This window comes from Rheinheimera baltica DSM 14885, assembly GCF_000425345.1.
Taxonomy (GTDB): domain Bacteria; phylum Pseudomonadota; class Gammaproteobacteria; order Enterobacterales; family Alteromonadaceae; genus Alishewanella; species Alishewanella baltica.
This window is the reverse complement of sequence record NZ_AUDG01000002.1, coordinates 126,651-151,924: the sequence shown is the minus strand read 5'-3', so window position 1 is coordinate 151,924 and position 25,274 is coordinate 126,651. Positions and strand designations below refer to the sequence as shown.

General features: G+C 46.9%; 23 protein-coding genes and 1 riboswitch. Of the genes, 11 read left to right on the top strand and 12 right to left on the bottom strand.

From position 1 onward, the window contains the following. Window positions 1-19 precede the first annotated feature (19 nt). The 3 genes from dxs to xseB are packed head-to-tail and all read right to left on the bottom strand — an operon-like array spanning window position 20 to window position 3,031. Complete coding sequence (gene dxs / locus H595_RS0101805) at window positions 20-1,882, bottom strand: 1-deoxy-D-xylulose-5-phosphate synthase (RefSeq protein WP_027669647.1); 1,863 nt, start codon at window positions 1,880-1,882, stop codon at window positions 20-22. Window positions 1,883-1,896: 14 nt separating this feature from the next. Then, window positions 1,897-2,784 carry a (2E,6E)-farnesyl diphosphate synthase gene (ispA, locus tag H595_RS0101800; RefSeq protein WP_027669646.1) on the bottom strand — a complete coding sequence of 296 codons (888 nt, stop codon included), beginning with the start codon at window positions 2,782-2,784 and terminating at the stop codon, window positions 1,897-1,899. A 1-nt stretch (window position 2,785) separates the two neighbouring features. Further along, entirely contained in the window at window positions 2,786-3,031 is a 246-nt protein-coding gene (xseB, locus tag H595_RS0101795) for an exodeoxyribonuclease VII small subunit (RefSeq protein WP_027669645.1), read from the bottom strand. A 199-nt stretch (window positions 3,032-3,230) separates the two neighbouring features. On the opposite strand from xseB, the gene pomA reads away from it, so the two are divergent. The 3 genes from pomA (at window position 3,231) to thiI (ending at window position 6,510) form a co-directional block, all read left to right on the top strand. Next, on the top strand, window positions 3,231-3,998 hold the full coding sequence (gene pomA / locus H595_RS0101790) for a flagellar motor protein PomA (RefSeq protein ID WP_027669644.1): 768 nt from the start codon (window positions 3,231-3,233) through the stop codon (window positions 3,996-3,998). A 3-nt stretch (window positions 3,999-4,001) separates the two neighbouring features. Further along, the gene (locus H595_RS0101785; RefSeq protein ID WP_027669643.1) at window positions 4,002-4,955 is read left to right on the top strand and encodes a flagellar motor protein MotB; all 954 of its coding nucleotides are present in this window, start codon (window positions 4,002-4,004) and stop codon (window positions 4,953-4,955) included. Between the two features lie 97 nt (window positions 4,956-5,052). After that, the gene (thiI, locus tag H595_RS0101780; RefSeq protein WP_027669642.1) at window positions 5,053-6,510 is read left to right on the top strand and encodes a tRNA uracil 4-sulfurtransferase ThiI; all 1,458 of its coding nucleotides are present in this window, start codon (window positions 5,053-5,055) and stop codon (window positions 6,508-6,510) included. Here the strand turns inward: thiI and H595_RS0101775 are convergent. Next, on the bottom strand, window positions 6,498-7,400 hold the full coding sequence (locus H595_RS0101775; RefSeq protein ID WP_027669641.1) for a ketopantoate reductase family protein: 903 nt from the start codon (window positions 7,398-7,400) through the stop codon (window positions 6,498-6,500). The two genes, thiI and H595_RS0101775, sit on opposite strands and share 13 nt — an antisense overlap. Beyond that, window positions 7,367-7,723: a VanZ family protein gene (locus tag H595_RS0101770; RefSeq protein WP_027669640.1), complete on the bottom strand. Its 357-nt coding sequence runs from the start codon at window positions 7,721-7,723 to the stop codon at window positions 7,367-7,369. The genes H595_RS0101775 and H595_RS0101770 overlap by 34 nt, the downstream gene beginning before the upstream one ends. Window positions 7,724-7,816: 93 nt before the next feature. Here H595_RS0101770 and H595_RS0101765 point away from each other — a divergent pair, with 93 nt between their 5' ends. Both H595_RS0101765 and H595_RS0101760 read left to right on the top strand, forming a co-directional pair. Beyond that, a complete protein-coding gene (locus H595_RS0101765; protein WP_027669639.1) occupies window positions 7,817-8,299 on the top strand; it encodes a YajQ family cyclic di-GMP-binding protein in 483 nt (160 codons plus the stop codon). Window positions 8,300-8,370: 71 nt separating this feature from the next. Beyond that, window positions 8,371-8,556, top strand: a riboswitch (cobalamin riboswitch). 37 nt (window positions 8,557-8,593) lie between these two features. Continuing rightward, window positions 8,594-10,354 (top strand): TonB-dependent receptor domain-containing protein, encoded by a 1,761-nt coding sequence (locus tag H595_RS0101760; protein ID WP_027669638.1) that lies wholly within the window; start codon window positions 8,594-8,596, stop codon window positions 10,352-10,354. Window positions 10,355-10,387: 33 nt separating this feature from the next. Here the strand turns inward: H595_RS0101760 and H595_RS21480 are convergent, their stop codons facing one another. Both H595_RS21480 and msrA read right to left on the bottom strand, forming a co-directional pair. Further along, window positions 10,388-11,182, bottom strand: a complete 795-nt coding sequence (locus H595_RS21480) for an ABC transporter substrate-binding protein (RefSeq protein WP_051219700.1) — start codon at window positions 11,180-11,182, stop codon at window positions 10,388-10,390. After that, on the bottom strand, window positions 11,179-11,715 hold the full coding sequence (gene msrA, locus H595_RS0101750; protein WP_027669637.1) for a peptide-methionine (S)-S-oxide reductase MsrA: 537 nt from the start codon (window positions 11,713-11,715) through the stop codon (window positions 11,179-11,181). The genes H595_RS21480 and msrA overlap by 4 nt, the downstream gene beginning before the upstream one ends. A gap of 140 nt (window positions 11,716-11,855) precedes the next feature. On the opposite strand from msrA, the gene H595_RS0101745 reads away from it, so the two are divergent. Then, entirely contained in the window at window positions 11,856-12,839 is a 984-nt protein-coding gene (locus tag H595_RS0101745; RefSeq protein WP_037053437.1) for an NAD(P)/FAD-dependent oxidoreductase, read from the top strand. Further along, window positions 12,832-13,539: an SDR family NAD(P)-dependent oxidoreductase gene (locus H595_RS0101740; RefSeq protein ID WP_027669635.1), complete on the top strand. Its 708-nt coding sequence runs from the start codon at window positions 12,832-12,834 to the stop codon at window positions 13,537-13,539. Before H595_RS0101745 ends, H595_RS0101740 begins: the two co-directional genes overlap by 8 nt. Window positions 13,540-13,726: 187 nt before the next feature. On the opposite strand, the gene H595_RS0101735 is transcribed toward H595_RS0101740, so the two are convergent. Continuing rightward, window positions 13,727-16,852, bottom strand: coding sequence for an efflux RND transporter permease subunit (locus H595_RS0101735; RefSeq protein WP_027669634.1), 3,126 nt, complete (start codon window positions 16,850-16,852; stop codon window positions 13,727-13,729). Between the two features lie 2 nt (window positions 16,853-16,854). Continuing rightward, window positions 16,855-17,907: an efflux RND transporter periplasmic adaptor subunit gene (locus tag H595_RS0101730; protein WP_027669633.1), complete on the bottom strand. Its 1,053-nt coding sequence runs from the start codon at window positions 17,905-17,907 to the stop codon at window positions 16,855-16,857. A 193-nt stretch (window positions 17,908-18,100) separates the two neighbouring features. Between H595_RS0101730 and H595_RS0101725 the strand changes: the two genes are divergently transcribed. The 4 genes from H595_RS0101725 (at window position 18,101) to H595_RS0101710 (ending at window position 21,811) form a co-directional block, all read left to right on the top strand. Then, a complete protein-coding gene (locus H595_RS0101725; protein ID WP_051219699.1) occupies window positions 18,101-18,784 on the top strand; it encodes a DUF2982 domain-containing protein in 684 nt (227 codons plus the stop codon). 59 nt (window positions 18,785-18,843) lie between these two features. Next, window positions 18,844-19,179, top strand: a complete 336-nt coding sequence (locus tag H595_RS0101720) for a hypothetical protein (RefSeq protein ID WP_027669631.1) — start codon at window positions 18,844-18,846, stop codon at window positions 19,177-19,179. A gap of 106 nt (window positions 19,180-19,285) precedes the next feature. Further along, window positions 19,286-20,944, top strand: a complete 1,659-nt coding sequence (locus tag H595_RS0101715; protein WP_027669630.1) for a DUF342 domain-containing protein — start codon at window positions 19,286-19,288, stop codon at window positions 20,942-20,944. Window positions 20,945-21,046: 102 nt separating this feature from the next. Beyond that, window positions 21,047-21,811 (top strand): DUF2884 family protein, encoded by a 765-nt coding sequence (locus H595_RS0101710; RefSeq protein ID WP_027669629.1) that lies wholly within the window; start codon window positions 21,047-21,049, stop codon window positions 21,809-21,811. 28 nt (window positions 21,812-21,839) lie between these two features. On the opposite strand, the gene H595_RS0101705 is transcribed toward H595_RS0101710, so the two are convergent. The 3 genes from H595_RS0101705 to mgtE all read right to left on the bottom strand — a co-directional run bounded on the left by H595_RS0101705 (window position 21,840) and on the right by mgtE (window position 25,264). Continuing rightward, on the bottom strand, window positions 21,840-22,895 hold the full coding sequence (locus tag H595_RS0101705) for a succinylglutamate desuccinylase/aspartoacylase family protein (RefSeq protein WP_027669628.1): 1,056 nt from the start codon (window positions 22,893-22,895) through the stop codon (window positions 21,840-21,842). Then, on the bottom strand, window positions 22,895-23,812 hold the full coding sequence (rimK, locus tag H595_RS0101700; protein WP_027669627.1) for a 30S ribosomal protein S6--L-glutamate ligase: 918 nt from the start codon (window positions 23,810-23,812) through the stop codon (window positions 22,895-22,897). Before rimK ends, H595_RS0101705 begins: the two co-directional genes overlap by 1 nt. A 102-nt stretch (window positions 23,813-23,914) precedes the next feature. Next, on the bottom strand, window positions 23,915-25,264 hold the full coding sequence (gene mgtE, locus H595_RS0101695) for a magnesium transporter (RefSeq protein ID WP_027669626.1): 1,350 nt from the start codon (window positions 25,262-25,264) through the stop codon (window positions 23,915-23,917). Window positions 25,265-25,274: the final 10 nt, after the last annotated feature.

Genomic DNA, 25,274 nt, shown 5'->3' with positions numbered 1-25,274 from the left:
TGCTGTCAACGTTACTTTTTTATTTAAGCCGGTGTTGGATACTCGCGAGAATACCTGTGCTGTCTAAACCCAATTCGGCATAGATTTCTTGCTGGCTACCATGTTTAATAAACTGATCTGGCAAGCCAATATTCAAACAGCTAATGGCCAATGTATCGTTAGCGACAAATTCGTTTATCGCAGAGCCTGCACCACCCATAATGGCATTATCTTCAACCGTAACAAACAGCTCATGGTGTCCGGCAAGCTCCGTCAACAAAGCTGCATCCAGCGGTTTAACAAAACGCATGTCGACCAAGGTGGCGTCAAGTTGTTTAGCAACGTGCTGGCATTCGGCTAGTAAAGGCCCAAAAGCCAGTATAGCAACACGCTTGCCTTGATGAACGACTTTAGCTTTGCCTATGGGGATTAACTGCATGTTTGACTGTGGCGCAATGCCTGTACCTGAACCGCGCGGATATCGTACTGCCGCCGGACCATTAAACTGATAACCGCTATATAACATCTGCCGGCACTCATCTTCGTCAGATGGCACCATAATCACCATATTGGGGATACAGCGCATAAAGCTGATATCAAAGGCTCCTTGATGAGTAGGGCCGTCTGCACCGACAATGCCAGCTCGATCAATGGCAAATAATACATCCAGGTTCTGTAAGGCAACATCATGAATAAGCTGATCATAGCCTCGTTGCAAAAAGCTGGAGTAAATGGCCACTACTGGTTTTAACCCTTCAATCGCAAGCCCGGCAGCTAGCGTTACCGCGTGTTGTTCGGCGATAGCAACGTCAAAATAGCGTTTAGGGTAGGTTTTAGAGTAACGAACTAAGTCTGAGCCTTCACGCATGGCAGGTGTAATGGCTTGCAAGCGTTCATCTTGAGCTGCCATGTCACAAATCCAGTTACCAAAAATATTCGAAAATGTTGGCAAGCTAGCTTTTTTTGCCGGCTGTTTTTCATCGGCCGGGTTAAATTTAGACACTGCATGATAACCAATAGGATCCGCTTCTGCCGGAGCATAGCCTTTGCCTTTTTTGGTTACAATATGCAGCAGTTGAGGGCCTTTTAGATTACGCATGTTACGAATGGTATCAACCAAGCCCAGCACATCGTGACCATCAATTGGGCCAATATAATTAAAGCCTAATTCTTCAAAAAACGTGCCTGGCGTAACCATACCTTTGAAGTGTTCTTCGGCCCGGCTAGCCAGTTCATGCAGCGGTGGCACGCCACGAAGTATTTTTTTACCGCCTTCACGTAAACTGGTGTAAAAACTACCGGATAAAATTCTGGCAAAGTAACGGTTTAATGCACCGACATTTTCTGATATCGACATTTCGTTATCATTTAAAATAACCAGCATATCCGGGCGCACTTCACCGGCATGATTTAATGCTTCAAATGCCATACCCGCAGTAATGGCGCCATCGCCAATAACGGCAACGACTTTGCGGTTATTGCGTGCTTGTTGCGCGGCAATTGCCATGCCCAAGGCCGCACTTATTGACGTGCTGGAATGGCCAACAGACAACACGTCATATTCGCTTTCATCGCGATACGGAAACGGGTGCAAGCCATCTTTTTGCCGAATGCTATGCATACGTTCAGCACGTCCGGTAAGAATTTTATGCGGATACGCCTGATGACCAACATCCCAAATCACGCGATCGAACGGCGTGTTATAGACATAATGTAAAGCTACTGTCAGTTCAACAGTACCTAAACCAGAGGCGAAATGACCGCTGCTTTGGCTAACGCTTTGCAACAAATAGCCGCGAAGTTCCGCACTCAACGCCGGAAGTTTTTCCTGTGGTAACTGCCGTAATTGCTCGGGTAAATTAGCCTGAGCCAATAACGGGTAATCGTTAATATCTAACGCCATAATCCATGCCTGTGTTAAAACTTGCGTTCGATAATATACTGCGCAAAAGCGCGTAATTCATCAGTGTTATACGGTAAGCTAGCCAGAGCGTTCAGTGCTTCTTGATATAATTGCTGAGCTTTGGCTTTGGCATTCTCCAACCCCAACAATGCCGGGTACGTTGATTTGTTTGCCTTGCTGTCTGAGCCTTGTGGTTTGCCCAGCGTGGCCGTGTCACTTTCAATATCGAGAATATCATCCTGCACTTGAAATGCCAGCCCTAACGCACGTGCAAAGCGCAGTAATGTATCTAATTCTGTTGATTGTTGATTGGGGCTGCATAACCATGCCAACTGCACCGCGCACTCTATCAGGGCACCTGTTTTCAGCCTGTGCATCTGTTCAAGCTGCACTAAGTTTGTGCTTTGGTTTGTCTGGGCTAAATCAATCGCCTGGCCACCACACATGCCACTGTAGCCAGACGCTTTAGCAAAACATTGCACCATATGCAATATCGCTTTAGGTGTGCAGTGTTGATAGTCGTGACTACTTAAAACCTCAAAAGCCAGGGTTTGCAAAGCATCACCCGCCAGCACTGCAGTGGCTTCATCAAACGCCTTATGGCAAGTGGGCTTTCCGCGACGTAAATCATCGTTGTCCATTGCGGGTAAGTCATCATGTATCAATGAATAACTGTGCAGGGCTTCCAATGCGGCGGCAGGGCCGTCTAAGTCGTGCAGACTTGCACCTAACATGGTGCCGCAACTGTATACCAAAAAAGGCCGGATACGCTTGCCGCCCAGCAATAAACTATATGACATAGCCTCAAGCAGCCGCGGTGAGGTTTGCTGACGTGCAGTTAGCAGTTGTTGCAGATGCTGTTCTACCCGTTGCTGATACATCGGTAAATTGGCTGGTAACACCTTAATCCCCTTGATCAGGTTCAAACGGTAGCAGTGATTCCTGTTGCTGTTGTTGCATCAGGATCTGTACTTTTTGCTCAGCCGTTTGCAGCAACTGCTGACTTTGGCGCGCAAGGGTAATACCACGCTCAAATTGGGCTAAAGATTGATCTAAAGAAAGTTCTCCTTGTTCCAGTTGTTGTACTATCTGTTCAAGTTCAGACAAGGTTTGTTCAAACTGGCTCAAATCAGCTTTTTTTTTGCTCATACTACCCCCGGAAAAAGTGTGCGCAAAGGTACCTTAGCAGGCTATTATGGTCAATCGGAAAGCACAAGTGAAAGGCTAAATAGATAATTTCACGTAAATTATACTCAAACATTGTGCTGTATTGTCGATAAACAGTTATTGTCTAGAATAAACCTATAATGACAATGCCCCGGTTGATGTAGATTTTAAGGAGATAAGAGTGGATATAGCTACCCTCGTTGGTATGTTAGGCGCAATTGGCTTTGTTGTGATGGCCATGGTTTTAGGTAGCAGCGGTAATGTCGGTATGTTTATGGACACCGTATCTGTTCTTATTGTTTTTGGTGGCTCAATTTTTGTTGTTATTTCCAAATTTACTTTGTCGCAGTTTTTCGGTTCCGGTAAGGCGGCAGCAAAAGCCTTTATGTTTAAGATTGAAGCGCCGGAAGAACTGATTGAGAAAGCGGTTCAATTAGCTGACTCTGCTCGCAAAGGTGGTTTTTTAGCGCTTGAAGAAGCTGAAATACCCAATGCTTTTATGCAAAAAGGTGTCAACATGCTGGTAGATGGGCACGACGCCGATGTAGTGCGGGCTACCTTGTTAAAAGATATTAGCCTGACCGAAAAGCGGCATGAGACGGCGATAGCTATTTTTAAAAGCTTGGGCGATGTGGCTCCGGCGATGGGCATGATAGGTACTCTGGTTGGCCTCGTTGCCATGCTGTCTAACATGGATGACCCTAAAGCCATTGGACCTGCAATGGCGGTTGCTTTGCTTACAACCCTTTATGGCGCTTTTGTTGCAAACGTTATTGCCATTCCACTGGCCGATAAACTAGCTATTCGAAATGTGCAGGAAAAACAGAATAATCAATTAATCCTGGATGCGATTTTAGGCATCCAGGATGGGCAAAATCCTAAAGTAATTGAAGGCATATTGCGTAATTATTTGGCGCAGGGTAAACGTGAACCGGCTGCGGCGGAGTAAGATATGAGTGATGAAGCCGAAGAGTGTAAATGCCCACCGCCGGGGTTGCCAGCCTATATGGGCACCTTTGCAGATTTAATGGCACTGTTAATGTGTTTCTTTGTACTGCTGCTCGCGTTTTCCGAGATGGATGTGCTGAAATTTAAGCAAATTGCCGGCTCCATGAAATTTGCTTTTGGTGTCCAGAATAAAATTGAAGTAGAAGATATTCCCAAAGGCACCAGCGTCATTGCGATGGAGTTTCGGCCAGGGCGGCCTGATCCTACGCCTATTGAAACCCTGCAGCAGCAAACAATAGAAATTACGCAGCAGATGATTGAATTTCAAGCCGGTGAAGAAGACTCTGCTGGCGGTCGCCAGGAGCAACGTGAAGATTTAAGTGGGGGCCAATCAGTTAGTAACGCCGAAGAAATCATGGACGGCGAACAAGCCAGTGCCGATGCGCAGTCTGAAGCGCAACAAGAACAAACCAATGAAATGGTTAAAAAGCTGGCCGAACAACTGCAGAAGCAAATTGTTGATGGTGCTATTGAGCTTGAATCACTAGGGCAGCAAATTATTATCCGTATTCGCGAGAATGGTGCTTTCCCCTCTGGGTCGTCGTTTCTCCAGCCCCGGTTTAAGCCCATTATTCAGCGTATTGGTAGTCTGTTGAACGATGTGCCGGGTGAGATTACGGTAACCGGTCATACCGATGATATTCAGGTTTCTGACGAGCTGCACAGTAACAATTGGGATTTGTCTGCAAAACGTGCTGTTTCTGTTGGCTCTGAGATGATTAAAGCAGACGGATTCGATCGCACTCGTCTAGTCGTGGTTGGCCATGCCGATACTAAACCTCTGGTACCTAACGATTCGGAACTCAACCGGCGGCGTAACAGACGGGTAGAAATATCCATTATGCAGGGTAAGGCAAAAGAGTCGGATCCTATTAGTTTGGAAGCGCCAGCTCAGTAAACGAAGTGACTAACGTAATCGCGCAGATTAGGTCTTTAACCAGAGATCCGCTATAATCTGCGCCACTTTTTTTCTGCTGATACTGTGCCGCTAAGCGATGATTGAATTTATTATTAAATTGCACCCGGAAATTGCCATCAAAAGCAAATCGGTGCGTAAACGCCAGACATTATTACTCGAACGCAATATCAAAACGATTGTGCTTCGGGTAGACAGTAATATTGACGTTAAAAATAGTTACGACCACCTCACTATACGTTATCCCGGAGACGAGCTGGCAATAAAACAGCAGCTTGTTGAGCGGTTAAGTTGCATTCCGGGCATTATGCAATTCTCTGAAATGCAATCGAGTAGCTTTACCTCTTTGCATGACATTTACGAACAGGTTGCTTTGGTTTATGCCGATCAGTTAGAAAATAAATCTTTCTGTGTGCGGGTAAGGCGTGAAGGCAAGCATACTTTTTCATCAATTGAAGCGGAACGCTATATTGGTGGTGGGTTAAATCAGCTTGTTTCTACCGCGCGGGTACAGCTTAAAAAACCTGATGTTGTAGTAGCGCTGGAAGTCAGAAAAGATGTGTTGATCATGGTGCGTCGGCAGTATCAGGGCATGGGCGGTTTTCCGTTGCCTTCCCAATCCGACGCCTTATCGCTTATTTCTGGCGGGTATGACTCCGCAGTTGCCAGTTACTTAATGATCCGTAAAGGGGTTAGAACCCATTATCTGTTTTTCAACCTGGGTGGCGCAGCACATGAAGCGGGTGTGCGGGAAATGTCTCATCTTATTTGGCAAAAATACAGCCTGTCGCACAAAGTGAAGTTTGTTAGTGTTAACTTCGCCCCAGTGGTAGAGCAGATACTGGAGAATATAGACAGCGGTTTAATGGGCGTTGTATTAAAGCGCATGATGATGCGCGCTGCGGCCAGCGTCGCCGAGAATCTGGGTATTAAAGCCTTGGTTACCGGCGAAAGTATTGGCCAGGTTGCCAGCCAAACTATTGCCAACTTAAATGTCATTGATCGGGTAACCGACATGTTGGTGCTACGGCCACTTATCTACCAGGATAAGCAAGAGATTGTCGATATAGCGCGCAAGATTGGTGCAGAAGATATCGCCAAGAGCATGCCTGAATATTGTGGTGTTATCTCAAACAAGCCGACAGTTAATGCAGTGCTTGCCGATGTAGAGCTGAACGAGCAAAAGTTTAATTTCGCCGTGCTGGATCAGGCAGTTCAAGAGGCGAAGGTGCTTGATATTCGTACCGTTGATTATCAGGCTGACCAACAAGCACATGTTGTAACAGAACTGTCCGAGCTGCCGGCTGATGCCATAGTATTGGATATTCGTAGCCCGGAAGAGACAGAACTTAAGCCGTTAACCGTGGCCAATCATGCGGTGGTAGAGTTGCCCTTTTTTCGTTTGGCATCACAATTTAGTCATTTAGATCAGACTAAACAGTACTACTGCTATTGCGATCGCGGTGTTATGAGCCGGTTACAAGCGGTAATTTTACAAGAGCAAGGCTACGCTAATGTGGCGGTTTATCGACCGTAAGCCTGTTCTAATTGTATTACCCGTTGTAATAAAACAGCATTTTGCGGCACGGCTAACTGATAGCGTGCCGCTTGCTCTACCACAAAGCCATTTATTGCAGCGATTTCAGTGCGCCTTTGATGCTTTACATCTTGGTGCATAGACGAGTAATTTTTTGCCGTTTGGATAATCACCTGCTGCACCTTTGCCAGCGTGTCTTCATACACCAGCGATATGCCCATTAGCGTTGCCAACTGGCACACCTCAGCTAAAATCTCCGCAATTTGACTGCGATACTCAGCAGCACTTAGTTGGCCGTTTTGGCAATCATATATTGCCGTTAGTGGATTTATTACTGCATTAATCGCCAATTTTTGCCATAAATAGGGCGATATATTATCGGTTAATGTTATTGGTCCCAGGGCGATATCCATCACCTGAGTAACCGCTTCAGAGCATGCTATGGCGGCACTATTAAGTGGCGCGATGACACTTTGCCCTTGTCCGGTGTGAAACAGATTATGGTGTTGTTTAAGTGCACCGTGAGTGGTGGTAAGAAACCACAGCCCTTGTGAGGGCAGTAACAACGGTTTTACCTGCGCTATAGTTCCCATACCATTGTGGCTTAGCACCAGCTGAGCATCAGGGCTAAGATGTGGTAATAAACCTTTAATGGCATCGAGTATGGCATAGCTTTTAACCGGCACCAGCACGGCATTCAACGGCGCTATCGCTGGGGGGTAACTAAACTGCTGTTCAGTGAAATCAATATTGATAATGTTTGGAGTTTTTAACCACAATGAAACGGCGTTTCCGGCCAATGACAACCTGCAGGCTGCCAATAAACCAATAGCACCTTGGCCAACGATGGTCCAGCTTAGCGCTGGCTGCGGGGACGTATTCGGTGCCATACGCTGCGTACCAGATAGAAGCTAATAACACCGCCAATATCTGCCAGTAGGTCGAACCAATCGCCATGTCGGCGGGTAAAATAATGTTGTGCCAACTCTATGCTGCCACCATAGGCACCTAAAACGATTAACGCGGTCACCGGTGACACTTTAAAGCCTTTCCATAGTAACGCTGACAAAATAGCAAAAATGCCAAAATGCGCGACTTTATCAATATGGGCAAAGCCGGCAATAATACGGTGACCGTTGAGTTCAGCCAAGAAGCTCGCTGTAGCCAGAAAAAAACAAAGTAAGCACAACCAGCGATAAAAACTTTGTGACACATACACCCCCAAACCTATATGGCGCTCGGATTGTAACAGTTTTCTGGTTATAATCACCAGCAGACAGAATGGCTTATGCTAAGGAGATTTTTAATGCCCTCATTCGATATTGTTTCAGAAATTGATATTAACCAGGCTAATAACGCGGTAGAGAACGCTAAACGGGAACTTGAAACCCGCTATGATTTTCGTGGCGTTAACGCCAAAATTGAGCTAAAAAAAGAACAGATTGAACTGACCGCTGAAGCGGATCAACAAGTGATGCAGTTGTTCGATATTTTTGCCATTAAAGCCAGCAAGCTGCAGCTGGATGTTAATAGTTTCAAAATTGAAAAAGAAGAGCGTCATGGTAAATTCGTCACACGCTTTGTCAGCATTAAGCAAGGCATCGATAAAGACATAGCGAAGAAAATTATTAAACTTGTTAAAGACAGCAATATTAAGGTACAGGTGGCTATTCAGGGAGAGGAGTTGCGGGTAACGGGTAAAAAGCGTGACGATTTACAAGCGGCGATGCAATTGGTACGTACCTCTGATTTAGGCCAACCTTTCCAGTTTAAAAACTTTCGTGACTAACTGCATGGCTTCGGCCATCCAGACACCTATTGACAATTCCATTCCTCACGCTAAACTGCACGCGGCTCCAGCAAGGAGCCGCTTTTTCAGGTGCTGCAGCTAACTGCAGGTAAACGGGAATCTGGTTTAAATCCAGAGCTGCCCCCGCAACGGTAAACAACTGAACTGTATTCAATGCCACTGTCATTTGATGGGAAGGCGAATGTAGGCGAAAGCAGGTTGTTAGCCCGGAGACCGGCCAGAAAAATCCTTTCACTTTATTAAACGTGCGGTGGGCACGTTTTCGGAGCTTAGATGTTTAAACCTGCTTTGGCGGCCGTGTTGGTCGCATCCTGTTGTTCAGTTTATGCTGACGATATCGAACATATTAGTATTTATGCCAATCGCACTGCCACTGCGCAGCAAGATGTGTTGGCGAGTGTAACCGTACTTGAGCATGACGATATCGTCGCGCGCCAGGCATCCGATTTACCCGCCTTGTTGGCACAGCTGCCGGGCATTAATCTATCGCGAGACGGCGGTCGCGGCCAAACCAGTGGAGTGTATATTCGCGGTGGCAATGTTGGCCATACGTTAGTGCTGATTGATGGTGTGCGCAGTGGTTCTGCCACCTTAGGCTATAAATCGCTTGCCATGCTACCGTTGGAGTTGATTCAGCGTATTGAAGTGGTACGTGGCCCTCGTGCAGCATGGTATGGCTCTGACGCGCTTGCTGGTGTTATTGCCATAACGACCCGACGAAGTAATGCAGTCGAGCTTAATGTCAATATTGGCAGTTACGGCCAGGCCGGCACAGATCTCAGCGTTAGCCAGCACGTTGAGCAACTGACGTTGCGAGCCAGTGCCGGTGTAAGCCGTGCCGATGGCTTTAATGTGCGTAAAGAACTTGATAGCGATAGCGATGGCTACAAGCAAAAATTTATTAAAGTAGCCGCAGATTACCAGACTGAACTTGGTCTGTGGACGGCACAAGCCGATGTTAATTCTGGTTATTACGAGTTTGATACCAGCTATGGCAACGAAGATGCCGCTGATACATTTAACCGCACTTACTTACTGGGTTGGCAGCAGCAACTTGGGCGTTGGCAGCACCAGGCACAACTTAGCCGTAATCTTGACAGCGAAGCTAGCTATGGCCCCGACTCGCGCAGCCCTTTTATCACTGCGCGCGATGAGTTCAATTATCAGGCCCAGACCAGCCTAAGCACCAGCCTAACGTTGCTGGCGGGGGGGGACTGGTATCAGGAGAAGGTCGATCGTTCGTCCACGCCTTACGAAAAAACCAGCCGTATAAACCGCGCCTTGTTTACCGGTCTGCATTATCAGCTCAATGCGCTAAAACTCGAAGCTGCACTGCGCCGTGATTTGATCAACCAATACGGCGGCCAAAACACCTGGCAACTGGCAGCAGGGTATCAGCTGACAGAGCAGTGGATGCTGCGAGCCAGCCGGGGTACAGCATTTAAAACGCCATCGTTTAACGAACTGTATTATCCGGGCTATGCTAATCCTGAACTGAAACCGCAAGAGTCAGTATCAGATGAGGTTGCTCTGCGCTTTGTTGAACAAGACTTTAGTGCACAGCTTGCCTGGTTTGATCGTGACGTCACCAACTTGATCCAAGGGGTAGAACGGGCTGAGAACGTGCTATTGGCAACAATTTCAGGCGTAGAGTTTAGTGTGCAGCAGCAGTGGCAGCAGTTTAGCAGTAATTTGGCCTACACCTGGCTTGATACTGAAAACCAAAGTAGCGGCTTAAAGTTGGAACGACGGCCAAAAAACACACTGAATTGGCGCGGTAGCATTGTCGAAGATAAGTGGTCGGCCTTTATCACAGCAGATTACCAGAGTTCGACGTATCAGGGCATGTATGCGAGTGTCGCCAACCTGGGTGGTTTTACGCTATGGGGTATTGGCGCGGATTATCAGCTAACGCCCGCCTTAAAACTGAGGGCGAAACTGGATAACCTGTTTGATAAAAATTATCAAACCAGTGCTGGTTATACTACCGCTGGCGCAAACGTTGGCATTAGCCTGCGTTACAGCCCGGGTTAATGGCTGCAAAACCCTTACTGACAATAGCGTGGATTAGTTTTCACGCTCTGTCGGTAGGGTAATATCGTTGTCGTTTAGTAGCAAATACTGGTAATAACGGTTGGCATCACGGGTATGCTGTAAGGTTTGCCATAAACTTGCCGCAAGCTCAGTATGCTGTTGGTAAAAGCCTTTGCTAAACACCAGATAACCGGTGGTGCTGTAAAGTGGTGGATAGTTTACTTGCAAGCCATACACATAATTATCAGGTAACGGCAGCTGATTCACTTCACACAAGGTGGTTGTGGCATCCACCCGGCCTTGCTTTACCAGATCAAAAGCGTGTTGCTGAGATTGCACTTGTACCGTCGTCACCCCTTCAGGGTACTGAGGCATCACATAACCCAGCGGTCGGGCGATAACGATACCTTCAGCGGCGCGTTCTAATACGTTTTTGCCTGGTTGTTGCACCAGACACGTCGCATGTTGACTTAGCGCTAGATTGGCGTTGGGCTGGCTCTGCGCATCGAGCGGAAAAACCGCAAAGTTGCGGCGTGATTCGTCATAGGTTGCCACAAGCGCATCAACCTTATTTTGTTGCAATAATTGTAAGCAGCGAAGCCAGGGTTTGCGTTGCAGCGTCAGCTTTACCTGAGGTAGCTGCTTTACACTGTTCTGTAAATGTTCAATCGTTACACCAGGCGGGCTGGCAACCTGTGAGCCAGCACCCGTGTAGTAAGGTAATAGTTGCTTATCTTCATAACAAAACTGCAGTTCAACTATATCCTCCGCAATCGCAGGATAGATGATGTTTAGCAACAGAATAAACATCGCGATAAACACTTTCATGGTTTTAAAAACGCCTGATAACGTTGCCGAAACTTTGCCATTTTTGGCGCCACAATAAACTGGCAGTAGCCCTGTTCCGGGTGCTGGATAAAATACTGTTGATGATAAGCTTCAGCGATAAAAAAACGGCTTACCGGGCTCACTTCAGTGACAATGTCGCCATTAAATACCTGCTGCGCTGCAAGCTCAGATATCAAGCGTAATGCCAGGTTGTGTTGTTGCTCAGTGTGATAAAAAATTACCGAACGGTACTGTGTACCGACATCATTGCCTTGACGGTTAAGCTGCGTTGGGTCGTGCAAGCTAAAAAAAATCAGACAAAGTTGTTCAAAGTCGATAACCTCGTCATCAAATTCAACCTGCACCACTTCAGCATGCCCGGTATCGCCAGCGCATACTCTGTTATAATTGGCATCTTTTTCTGCGCCGCCCATATAGCCACTTAGCGCCTGTGTCACGCCGTTAAGCTGGTTCATGGCGGCTTCTAAACACCAAAAACAGCCTGCGCCGAAGGTTGCAGTTTGACTGGCCACGTGTTTCTCCTGATGATGATGTTTTACAGTACAGTAATTTGGCATCTAGTACGAATGATACGGGCAATTGGCTTAGTGGCTGATCGTGAATAAATACCGAGTCGTACTATAACGTTTACTGATAAAGCAAGGGAAGTACTTTGACTATAGCTGTGATAGGCGCGGGCATTGCCGGCGCGGCTTGTGCTAGTGAGCTAGTGAAGCAGGGCCTTGATGTTGTGGTATTTGACAAAGGCCGCAGCGCCGGGGGCCGCATGAGCAGTAAACGAACGCCTGACGGCTATCTTGACTTAGGTGCGCAATATTTTACGGCACGCGCTGCAGCATTTAAGCGCCAGTGCGAAAATTGGCTGACCCTGGGTGTTATTACGCCCTGGCAGAGTCGATTAGCTATTTATGAAAACGGCGTACTAGGTGCTTCACCCGATCAGACAACAAGATATATTGGCTTACCATCTATGCAAAAGCCGGTACAGCAATTGTTGCAGCAGGTTAAGCTGAACAGCCCATGCCGCGTAGCCACGATTAAATATGATGGTACACATTGGCAGCTTTATAGCGATGAGCAGCATCTTGGCCATTTTAGCCAGTTGGTAATTGCCTTGCCGCAGCAGCAAGCGGCCATGTTGCTAGCTGAGCACCTACTACAGCAACCACAACTGCAGGCGCTGTTTAACGCCGAAGCTTTGCTACCGTGCTGGTCGGTGAATATTGAACTTGATGCGGCAACATCGGTGCCCTTTGATGGCATTTTTGTCAAAGGTGACAATGCCGTTAGTTGGCTAGCCCGGCAAAATAGCAAAACCGGACGGGCCCCAGGTGAGCAGTGGCTTGTGCATTTTTCTCCTGCTTTTTCACAATTGCACCTGGAAGCTGACGCAGCACAAATTAGTAAAGTGGCCGTCGCTGAGTTACAGCGTATGCTGGGCGAGGACATCAGTGTTATGCAAACTTTGTGTCACCGCTGGCGCTATGCGCAGCAAGCGCCAGATTATCCGGTGCATAGTCATATTTATCGTACAGATTTATCTCTGGGGTTGTGTGGTGATTGGCTCAATGGTGGTCGGGTTGAAAACGCATGGTTAAGTGGTTATCAATTGGCAAGGGCATTAAGTTATGACTAAATCGGTATTAGTTATTGGTGGCAGTGGCGGTATTGGTTCTGCGCTGGCACAGCATTACGCGGCCACCGCATCAGTAGTTACTGTGATCAGCAGGCAAAAAGCGCCAACTCAAAACAGCTGGCATTGGTTTGAAGACACCTTACAAAGCCCAGCACACAGCGCACAGTGTGTGCAGCTGGCACTAGAACAGCAACCTGAGGTTATATTTATATGTAATGGTGTGCTGCATGACGACGCGGCGATGCCAGAAAAAACCATTCGACAGTTAGATACGGCAATACTTATGCAACGATTGCACGCTAATGTCGCGGTACCTGCACAATACCTGCAATTGTTATTTAGCTATATCACTAAAACAGCGGGAGTAAAGGTTGTTGTTCTTAGCGCCAAGGTAGGCAGTATCACTGACAATGCGCTTGGCGGCTGGTACAGTTATCGTATGAGTAAGGCTGCGTTGAATATGTTGGTGAAAAACATCAGTATTGAAGTGCGCCGGTTAAACCCAAGCGCGGTAGTGGTAAGTGTGCATCCCGGTACAACAAACACCGCAATGTCTGAGCCGTTTCAGACGAATTTACCGCCGGGGCAATTACAAAGTGCTGCCAATACCGCAGAGCGCCTGGCGCAGGTTGTAGCCGCTGTGCAGCCTGAACAAAGCGGTAAGCTATTAAATTGGGATGCCAAAGCCTTACCGTTTTAACGTTGGATATAAAATGTGGCTATGTTAAGGCTGAATAGTTAAGCACAATCGGTTTGCCCTAAACTAACGGTTGAAACCCTGGATGGGCTGAAACGAGCCCCCAGGGAGGGGTTACGGCGTGTTAGTTTGGGCAAACCGATGGTATCTTCAACCTTAACTGTTTAGCATTACCTATGGTTTTATTGCGTTAGCTTGGATGTATTTCATCGGCAGCGTGCTCGTCTGGGGCTTCCTTTTCCAATTTATGTAATTTTTGCTCCAGGCGTTTGGGCGAACCGGTGTTGCGCGCGAAAACCATATAAGTTACTGGTACTACATATATCGTCATTAATGTTGCCAGCGCCACGCCAGAAAATATCACCATACCAATTACCATACGGCTTTCCGAACCTGGCCCACTGGCCAAAATAAGCGGAATACTGCTCATTGCTGTTGTAAACGCGGTCATCACAATAGGCCGTAAACGTTGCGTAGCCGCTTGCTGTATCGCCGTGGTAAAAGCCACACCCGAATCACGTAACTGGTTAGCAAACTCGACAATAAGAATACCGTTTTTAGCGACAAGGCCTATCAGCATCACCAGGCCTATCTGGCTATAAATATTCAGCGTCATACCGCTAAAATATAAGCCGGATAGGGCACCGACCAAGCCAAGTGGTACGGTAATTAAAATAACCAGCGGATGGATAAAACTCTCAAACTGAGCCGCCAACACCAGGTAAGTGATGAGTAACGCCAGCACAAATACCATCAGTGTTGATCTACCACTTTCCTGATACAGCAATGATTCGCCTTTGTAATCAATGCCTACAGTGTCTTGTATTTCGGTATGCACAATATGTTCTAAGTATTCCAGCGCTTCGCCGAGGCTGTAGCCTGGCGCCATGCTGGCGGTAAGCGTAATACTGCGCATGCGGTTGTAGCGGTTTAAGCTTGATGACGTCGCCTCTTCGCGCAATGTTACCAGGTTGTCTAATGGTATCAGCTGGCCCGACGTTTCAGAGCGGATATACACGTTTGTAATGCTACCCGGTGCGGTAAAATCGTCATCCTTACCTTCAATGATAACATCGTATTCTTTACCCCGATCAAGGAAGGTGGTTACTCGCCGCCCACCAAGCATTGCTTCAAGAGAGCGCCCTATGGCACCAACGGATATACCTAAATCACCTGCACGTTCAGTGTCAATCTCAACAAGTACCTGTGGCACTGTCTCTTTATAATCGTGATCTAGCATTAAAATATTTGGGTTTTCAGCGGCTTTCTCCAGCACAATGTCTCGCCAGCGCGCCAGTTCTTCATAAGTATTGCCCTGCAACACAAACTGAATGGGTCGGCCACCACCACCACCACCACCTAAGCCACTGCGCATAAACGTAAATGCGCGTACATCAGGGATTTCATTTAATTTTTTGCCAACTTCACCCATTAATTCACTGGTGCGGCGCTTACCATTATGCCAGTTTTCAGTACCAACAATCGCAACACCACCACTGTTACCCCAACCCGGTACCCGGACTAACAGCCGGTTAAACTCACCTTGTTGATAGTAAGGCATCAACACATCTTCAATCAGGCGCATATTGCGGCTGTTGCTTGCATAGCTGGCACCTTCTGCCGGGCTCATCATCACAAAAAATGTACCCCGGTCTTCGCTTGGTGCCAGTTCACTTGGTAGCATCTTAACGAGCAGGTAGCTGGCAACAAAGCACAACGCCACAACGATCATCACCGGCCAGCGGGTGGCGCAGACGACTTCTAATTGACGACGGTATGCGTTTTCCAATTTATGAAAAGCCGCATGTAGCCAAAGGCCAAGCTTACTCTCGCGTTTTTGGTGGGTGAGTAATTTGCTGCACAGCATGGGAGATAACGTCAGTGCCGTGACACTGGAAAATGCGACGGCGGCGGCAATGGCCAGCGCAAATTCGGTGAAGAGTTTTCCCAACTGGCCTTGCATAAAGACTAATGGCACAAATACCGATATTAATACCAGCGTTGTGGCCACTACAGCAAAGCCGACTTCACGAGCACCACGATAAGAGGCTACCAGTGGATGCTCGCCCAGTTCAATGCGGCGGTATATATTTTCCAGCACAACAATGGAATCATCTACGACCAGACCAATGGCTAAAACCATCGCCAGCAAGGTGAGTAAGTTGACGGAGAAATCCAGTGCAAATAACACGGTAACGGCGGCAACCAGAGCAACCGGCACCGTAACGGCCGGAATAAAGGTGGCGCGAATATTACCCAAAAATAAGAAAATAACGATGATAACCAACACCATAGCAATGCCTAGGGTGTTGTATACCTCTTTGATGGACTCAGCGATAAAGAGTGATGAATCGTAACCGGGTTCAATGGTTGTGCCTTGAGGCAGCGTTTCTTTTATGCGTTCCATCTCTGCGCGGGCAGCACGCACCACCTCAAGGGTATTGGCTTTTGATTGCTTAATAATACCAATACCAAGTAAGTTTTTGCCGTCACCGCGGAATTCACTTTCTTCATTTTCAGCCGTTAGTAGCACCTCAGCAACTTCACCTAAGCGCACCAGATAGTTGTTATTGCCGCGCTTTATCACCAGACGGCGAAAATCTTGTTGCGTTTTGTAGGCTCGCACCACGCGAACGGTGAAATCACGATCGGTAGATTTAATATTACCGGCAGGTAACTCTACGTTTTCTGCCCGCAATACGCTTTCTATATCCTGTACCGTAACACCACGCGATGCCATGGCATCGCGGTTTAGCCAAATACGCATGGCATAATCACGTGCGCCACCCAGCTGTAAGCGGGCTACACCATCGACCACAGAAAAGCGTTCAACAATATATCGGTCTGCATAGTCGGTAAGCTCCAGTGACGACATGTTTTCACTGTTAAGCACAAACCAGGCAATGGTGTCTTCGTCATCACTTGCTTTTGACACTTCTGGTGGATCTGCTTGATCGGGTAAGTTATTCAGCGCACGTGAAACACGATCGCGTACGTCGTTAGCAGCAGAATCAATATCTCGTTCAACATTAAATTCAATGGTAATGTTAGAACGGCCATTGCGGCTGGTGGAGTTGATATTTTTGATACCCTCTACACCACTTATACGATCTTCCAGAAGCTGGGTAATTTTTGATTCGACTATTTCAGCTGATGCACCCGGATAATTCGTGCTGATACTGACAATAGGGGTATCAATGTCCGGGTATTCCCTTAGGGGCAACATCGTAAAGCAAACGATGCCAAATACTACCAGCAGTAAGTTTACAACAGTGGCAAAAACCGGGCGTTTAACAGAGGTGTCAGATAGCCACATAATCAGCCCCCGACACGATTAATAGTAACGCCAGAGCGCAGTTTCTGAATGCCTTCAACCACCACTTCATCGCCTTCTTCCAAGCCGCCTATTATTTCGACCCAACCAGGTATGCGTTGACCAATAGTTACTTCAACTTGCTGGACGGTATTGTCAGCACTTACTTTATACACAAATTGTTTTTGCTGCTGAGGGACCAGTGCTTTTTCAGAGATTTGTTTCGCTACATGTTGTTCCAACACCAGATTTACGTTTAGTAGCATGCCCGGGCGCAAGCGTAAATCATCATTGGGCAAAGTGCCGTGCACGGTAACGGTGCGAGTTAATGGGTCTAGTCGGGTATCTATTGCACTGACGGTGCCAGCAAAACGCACATCACCATAGGCTGCATTAGTTACTGTTAATGGCATACCCACTTTAATCTCGGCCAAATAATGTTCAGCCACACTAAAAGCAACTCGCAAAACAGCTAAGTCATCAAGGGTGGTAATGGCCGTGCCAGTGTTAATATAAGCACCCTGGCTAACCTGTCGTAACCCCAGGTAGCCATCAAAGGGCGCTGTAATTGTCATTTCTGCTAACTGTGCGGTGGCAATATCCAGTTGGGCTAATGTGGTATTTACCTTGGTTTGTTGTTCATCCAGCATTTGCTGCGCGGTAGCTTGAGTGGTTGCTAAGTTTTTCAGACGGTCTAACTGACGCTTTTGGTCTACCAGTATGCCTTGTAGCTCAGTAACCCGAGCGCGCTCTTCCACATCGTGCAAGCGGGCAATAACTTCGTCGCGTTTAACTAATTTGCCTTCACGTATATTAAGCTCGGTAATAAAGTCACTGGTAGGCGAAGTTAAGGTAATGGAGTTGTTTGCAATGCCGGTACCTAGCGAGCTGATACTGCGGATCATGGCTTTGGTTTCCACTTTTGCAGTACTTACTGCTACGGCTGCGCCGCCACGACGTCCATCAACTTTTTGGCTTGGCACCCAGTACAAATAGGCAACAAACACCAGCAAGATGATCAGAATTAGCCAAATTAATTTTGAATGCAATTTTGCCACAGTAACCCCAAATAAACGACGATATAAAACCCTGCGTTATTGTATGGAAGAAACAGCGATTTAGATTTCCTAATATCGCAGTCACTCCGGCGTTGGTCGCGTAAGCACACTTGAACTGCAGATCAATTAGGCACAATATAGAACCTTAATGGTGAATAACCAGCCTAAATACAGATTTCACTGGGGAAATAATATGCCTGATAGCACGGTTGGATTTTCGCCAATCAGGGTTCAAGGTGCTGCAAGTCGTGGTGGCGCTAGCTTAATGTTAGGCAGCTCTGTGGTTATGTTGCTATTTATATTAAGTTTGATTTTGGTAGAGCAGTTGCAGCCGTGGCAAGGTTTGGTGTTTGTTGGAGCTGGCTTAGGTATGTTTGCTGGATGGGCTAAATTATCCGAACCAGAATACTTTTTGCAGTTTGACTCTGACGGTGTGCGCTACCAACACCGGCGTGGAAGCTGGCTGTTGCCCTGGGACTGTTTTTTATACAGTGGTATACCGCAATTTAATCAACAATCTCTTGGTTTTATTGGATTTAACGTTACAGACTATGATGGTTTTTTACAGCATTTGCCACTGAGATTAGCAGTTCGTATTATAACGGAGCAACGGGCGTTATATATTGAGGCTGTGCGACAGGGTTGTGCGGGTGGACAATGCGCCAGTGAAATGCTGGCTGAAGTAGCAAACTTTAGCACCAAGCATATGCAATATAATGGCATAAAAGCCGCATTTGCTCATCGCATGCAACGTCTTTCTAATGCGACAGGGTTTGACGTTTTTATTCCCGTTAGTTTTAATGAAACAGAAGCACAACAGTTGTGTCGGCAAATTAATCAAACCAGACTACAATTAACTCAGAATACAGCAACCTAGACACTCTGTGCGGTCTGTATCATAATAATGGCAATATTACATGTTACGCAGGGCAGTTGATGAATAATTACGAAAAAGCATTTTTGGTAAGTGGTCGTAATACTTTGATCCATAAAAATAAAAAAATGGATCTTGTAGTGGTCAATGACGATAACGACCCTAATATCGTCGTAACGCGGCATGGTGTAAAGCTGTTTATCGAAGCGGTGCCTACGAACCGTGCAGAAGCAAAAGAACGTTACATGGAGGTAGTTGATATCTCCAGCTCAGACGTGTTTGGTGAAGCTAAGACGCTGTTGTTTATCCAAGCTATCAATAATAAAGAATATAAAGTGGATTACAGTAAAACAGGAACAGATCTATTTATTCGCATCCATCAGGAAAATTATATTTAAATTTTTCCGGATAAATAGCCCTGTTACACTTTTCAGGGCTTGCCTTTAGCCAGGTTATTTGTTTCAGTAGGGTTGCTTCAACGTAGTAACCAAAAGTGTGAATAATATGCAATTTACCGAGCACAATAATAGTATAAAAATAACGGTGCCAGCAACGCTTGCGCCGCTAAGTGCACAGGACGTGAATACTCAGCTACAAGCGGCAGGCTATGGTCGATGCCTGGTTATTCAAGAACAAATTACTAATCTGTTGGTGGAGTATCAGCAAATCCAGCAAAAAATCAAAGAAAAACTTCAGCCCGAAGGCGCATTACTTTATTATCGTGTAGCCGAAAAGCGAGATGCCGAGCTTAGTTTTGACATCACTGAAGATAAAATGTCAGCGGCAGCAATCATTACAGCAGCCTGGGGCGGCGCACCAATGTCTGCCAATGCTTTGGTTAAGGCAGCACAAGAAGCCAGCATAGTATTTGGTTTCAGTAAAGACCACATTATTAAACTTGTCACCCACGCCAGTAAAGCTGACCCCGGCAGCAAAGTTAAACTAGTCGTTGCGCGGGGGCGTGCCGTTGTGCATGGACAAAACTCACGTTTTGAACCATTAATTCCCGAAATGCAAAGCCGGCGCAATAAGCCGCTGGTGCAAACTGAAGACAAAGCTGATTTACGTGACTTTGGTGTGATTCCAGCAGTACGTGCGGGGGACAACTTGATGCGTCGCCACCCGCCAACAGCGGGGGTTGATGGCATGCTGGTCGATGGCAGTCTTATCCCCGCTAATCCAGGGCAAGTTATTGAATGGCAAATGGCTGAAGGTAGCGAGCTATCAGCTGCTGACAATGAATTGCTGATTGCTGCGCGTGATGGTTTGCCACGTGTTGTTGATAATGGTGCTACCGTTGATGAAGTTTTTACGGTAAAAAATGTGGATCTGTCAACCGGGCATATTATCTTTAAAGGCTCAGTTGTCATTAACGGTGATGTTACCGAAGGTATGAAGGTTATTGCTGGTGGTAACGTGTTTATAAAGGGCTTTGTTGAAGGCACGTTGATTGAGGCCGGTGGTGATATCAACGTTGGTGGCTCGATTATCGGTCACCAAATCCCCAGTGCTGAAAAAGACAGTGAATATAGCACTGAATTAAAGGCTAAGGGTGATATTCAATGCAACATCGCCCAGTATGCCAGACTTAGTTGCGACGGCAACATATACGTTAACAAGCAACTTATGCATTGTGCCGTAGCGGCAGCTAAAGTGTATGCGGGGCCAGAAGATAATCCCAACGGCAAAGTTATTGGGGGTTATTTTTATCTGGATTACGGTATTTATACCGGTAACCTTGGCGCGCCATCAAGTAGTAATATTCTGATCGAGCTTAATCGCATGATAGATCCGATTGCAGAAAAGCAAGAGGTATTGCGTGCCAGTGTGAGTGCAGCAAAAAAAGATATGCAGGACATTCGTGAGCAACTGGAGAAATTAAAGAAAATTGAAGGTAACGCCCAGATTGAACTTCGCAAGCAGGAGTTACAGCAAGCGTTTGATGATAACCGAAATGTGGCGATGGCCCTGATTGAGGATATCAAGCAGTTAGAGTCGCAGCGCCGGGAAAAGTTAGACCAGACGTTGATCGTGGTGCGTCAGCAGTTATTTTCTGCAGTAGTTGTGCATTTTGGCACTGATCATATTCGCAGTCGCCGTGAGTATGGCCCATCAAAAATAATGCTTGTTGACAATAGCCCGGCAATAGAACCGTTTTTATGATGTTGTTTTCGACAATTGCCAATGTTTGTGCGGCATACGCTAAAGCTTTCGTTTGGATAGTGTCGTAAGCTCTAGCGACGTATTGGTGTTGGAGCCTGTGGTATGAAATCCTATATTTATCTGCTTGCCATGGTGTTTGCTACGCCATCGGTATGGGCTGCTGAATGCAATATGGCGTTTACCCATGGTGTGCTTATTGCGCCAGAACACATCCGTATACTGCAAAATAACCGCACCCATGTGCAAATAAGTGGTGACACACAACTGTTTATCCGAGGCGAATGGATTAACTTATCTGCCGAAGAGTCCCTGTTATTGCAGCAGTATAGCCATGGTTTACGCAAGTTTGTGCCAGAGATAGTCAGTATTGCTGTTGATGGTGTTGAACTGGGTTTGTCTAGCATTGAAGCCATGTTTACAGGTATTGGTAGTAAATCGCAGCAGGCTGAATGGCGAGAGTTGGTGCGAGAAACGACATTTCAGTGGATGTCACGTTTTGTGCGTACAAATGAACACTTTTATTTGGCGCCTCAAAGTTTGAAAGAGCTTGATTATTTTTTGCATGCCGAACTTAAACCACAACTAGATAACTTAGCACGGCGCACAGTAGGGGCAGTTTGGGGCGCATTGCGAGATGCGTTACGCCATTCTGATAGTAACTTTGAACGCAGCGATAACCAGGAGTGGCAATCTGTTGGTCACTTAGTCGATAAAATAAATTTGGGCCTGGATGCCAAAGCGGTAGAGCTTGAAGAGAAATCCGCTTTGTTTTGTCAGCGTATGCAAGAGCTGGATGAAATAGAACAGCAGCTGCAGCAACGTTTACCCGCGTTAAAGCCTTACGATGTTGTTGCAGAAAAAGACTAATACCTATTTTGTGTAAGCAGGCGTAGCATTACACTACGCCATATTCCTCGCCCAATACCGGCGGCATGGCATTGTCCACTTCATCGTTAATGGCGTCGAGCGTTTTTTCGGCTTCATCTAGCGAGCTGACTTCGGCGACATGAAACAAAGCTTCGCCTTCGTTTACCAATGGTAAGTTGTTTCTGCCAATAACAATACCTGCAAAGCTGGCATGTACCGCAACTTCAAAATCGGAGTAGGGTGAGTAGATATGTGCCAGAACGTCACCGGGCTTCACTGTTTGGCCCAGGCTAACATAATAGCGTGCTATGCCATCGTGTTCGGCTCTTACCCAGCTACTTTTTTTCGAGAATAACGATTTCGTGTTTGGGCGTTTCCGGCCAGCTCTTAACATGCCTAAATCCGTCATTACATTGAGTATTCCGCGTACGCCAACATTTATAGCCTGCTCGTCAAAGCGCAGCGCTTCTCCGGCTTCATAAAGTAATATTGGAATACCGAGGTTGTTTGCCGTGCCGCGCATTGTACCGTCCCGGCTGGCCGCTTTAATGATAATGGGGGCATTGAACATTTCTGCCATGCGCAGTGCTATTTTATCCTTAGCGCTGGCACGCACCTGGGGCAGATTAGCGCGGTGAATCGCACCGGTGTGCAAATCTATGGCATGGGTGCATTTGCGCAAAAATTGCTCAGTAAACTGACAAGCCATTCGGCTACCCAGTGAGCCTTTTTCACTGCCTGGGAAACATCGGTTTAAATCACGCCGGTCTGGCAGATAGCGGGACTGTTGTACAAAGCCGTAAGTATTCACAATAGGCACTACAACCAATGTGCCTTTTAACTGGCTCAGGCGGGGAAGTTTTAGCAGGCGGCGGCATATCTCCACGCCGTTAATTTCATCGCCATGAAGTGCAGCCGTAACCAGTAAAATAGGGCCAGCTTTTTGACCATGCACAACATGAGCACCAATATTCAGTTCGGTATGGGTATACAACTTGCCAAAGGGAATATCAACTACCGCGCGGCTGCCGGGTGGAATGCTGCTGTTACCCAATATAAACGGGGCTCGGTTGCCGGTCTGCATTAGCCAGTTCCTTTGGTATTAAGTTTACGTTTGGTTTTATGGGCAGCCACTTTTTGCTCCAAAAACGCAATGGTCAAATCAGCAATATTCTTATCTGTTGCCGCTTCAATACCTTCAAGCCCGGGTGAACTGTTAACTTCCATCACCACTGGCCCATGATTTGAGCGCAGTAAGTCTACGCCGGCAACATTTAACCCCATGGTTTTCGCGGCGCGAATGGCCGTGCTGCGTTCATCTTTACTCAGGCGCACAGTTGATGCAGTACCTCCCCGGTGCAGGTTTGACCGGAATTCACCTGCTTTAGCCTGCCGTTTCATCGCCGCAATCACTTTATTACCGACTACAAAACAACGGATATCGGCGCCGTTAGCTTCGCGGATATATTCTTGTACCAGTATGTTGGCGTTTAAACCCATAAAGGCTTCAATCACACTCTCTGCTGCAGTACGGGTTTCCGCCAGCACAACCCCAATACCCTGGGTGCCTTCCAGTAATTTTATCACCAGCGGCGCACCGCCCACCATCTCAATAAGATCGGGAATATCGCCTGGCTTATCTGCAAAACCCGTTACGGGTAAGCCAATACCCTGGCGCGCTAGCAGCTGCAGGCTGCGCAGTTTGTCCCGTGCACGGCTAATCGCCACAGACTCGTTAAGGGTATAAACACCCATCATTTCAAATTGGCGCAGCACCGCGGTGCCATAAAAGGTGATTGAGGCACCAATACGTGGGATAACCGCATCAAAGCCTTCCAGCGCTTCACCTTTATGGTGAATTGATGATTTAATTTGATTCACATTGATGTAGCAGGTTAGGGGGTCGACCACCTGAACCTGATGGCCACGGTTTGTTGCTGCTTCAACCAAGCGTTTGGTGGAATACAGCTCTGCATTGCGCGATAAAATCGCAATTTTCATGCGCTCTCCGATAAGCGATAAGTCTATTTGCTATTGTAAAATTGTCTGGCGCTGGTAGCAGCAAGAATACTGCTACCAGCATGAAATAATTGCGTTGCTTTTTCAGGCCATTAAGAATAGAGAGCCTAAACCGAGAAAGGCAAAAAAGCCAACGACGTCTGTCACTGTGGTAAGAATAACTGAACCGGAGAGGGCAGGATCAATATCCATTTTCTCCAGCCATATCGGGATCATCACCCCTGATATAGCTGCGGCGACAATATTAATTACGATGGCTAAACCAATTACGCCGCCAATAATTAAATCACCAAACCAAAAATAGGTAATGGCGGCAATAACCAGCGCCCATAACAGGCCATTAATGGCCCCAACACCCAATTCTTTTCGCAGTAATGTCATGTACGTTTTGGGGGTGATTTGTTCCAGCGCCAGGCCCCGGATCATTAACGTAAGTGTTTGGCTGCCTGCTATACCGCCCATACTGGCGACAATTGGCATTAATACGGCCAGAGCGACGACTTGTTGTAAGGTCGCTTCAAATAAGCCAATGGTCCAGGCGGCAAGAAATGCGGTTAACAGGTTAATCCCCAACCAAAGTGCCCGGCGTTTTGCACTGTTAAAAATCGGTGCAAACAAATCTTCTTCTTCGTCCAAACCTGCTGTATGCATAAACTGGCTTTCAAGGCTTCTACGCACGTTTTCCAAAGCTTCACCAATCGACAGACGTCCCAGTAGCTTGCCGTTTGAGTCTATTACCGCTAAGGCGGTGTAGCCCGAGCGTGAGACAATATCTGAGCCTTGATCCAAATCCATCTCCCCCTCTACCAGCGGTGCTTCTTTATCTATCACCGTTTCAACCGGTAAGTGGCTGCCAAGGCCTAACAATTGGGTCGCATGCACTAAGCCAACGTAGCGGCCTGTGCGATCGACGACAAATAAAGCATCGTGATATTCAGCGTCTTCTGCCAACTGACGGAATAAACGAATGGCGTCCCGCACCTTGGCGTTTTTGTTGATAATGAGCATATCGTGATCAGCGTAACGGCCGCACTGATCTTCATCATATCCTAAGGCGGTGTCCAGCCAACGGCGCTGGCTTTCGTCAAGGCGTGAGCAGGCGTAGTCGTATATTCTCTGTGGAAGTTCGTCTAGCAATTCAATCAGATCATCAACTTCCATGCCCTCAACTAAAGAGCGCAGTTGTTGTTCGTCTAATTGTTTAAAAATGTTATCACGGGCATCAACCCGCATATAGGTTAAGGCAGCAATCTGGTCATCAGGATGTAAGCTCAGCCAGGTGCTCACCCGCTGTTCAACCGGCATTGCTTCTAAAGCAATAGCAATTTCCTCCGGTTCTAACTGGCTTAATTTATCCGTCAGTTGTTCCGCTTCGTTCTCATCAAAGCTGTCGCGAACAATTTCTTCAATATCCAGCGGTTGGTTATCAGCCATCTACTACTCC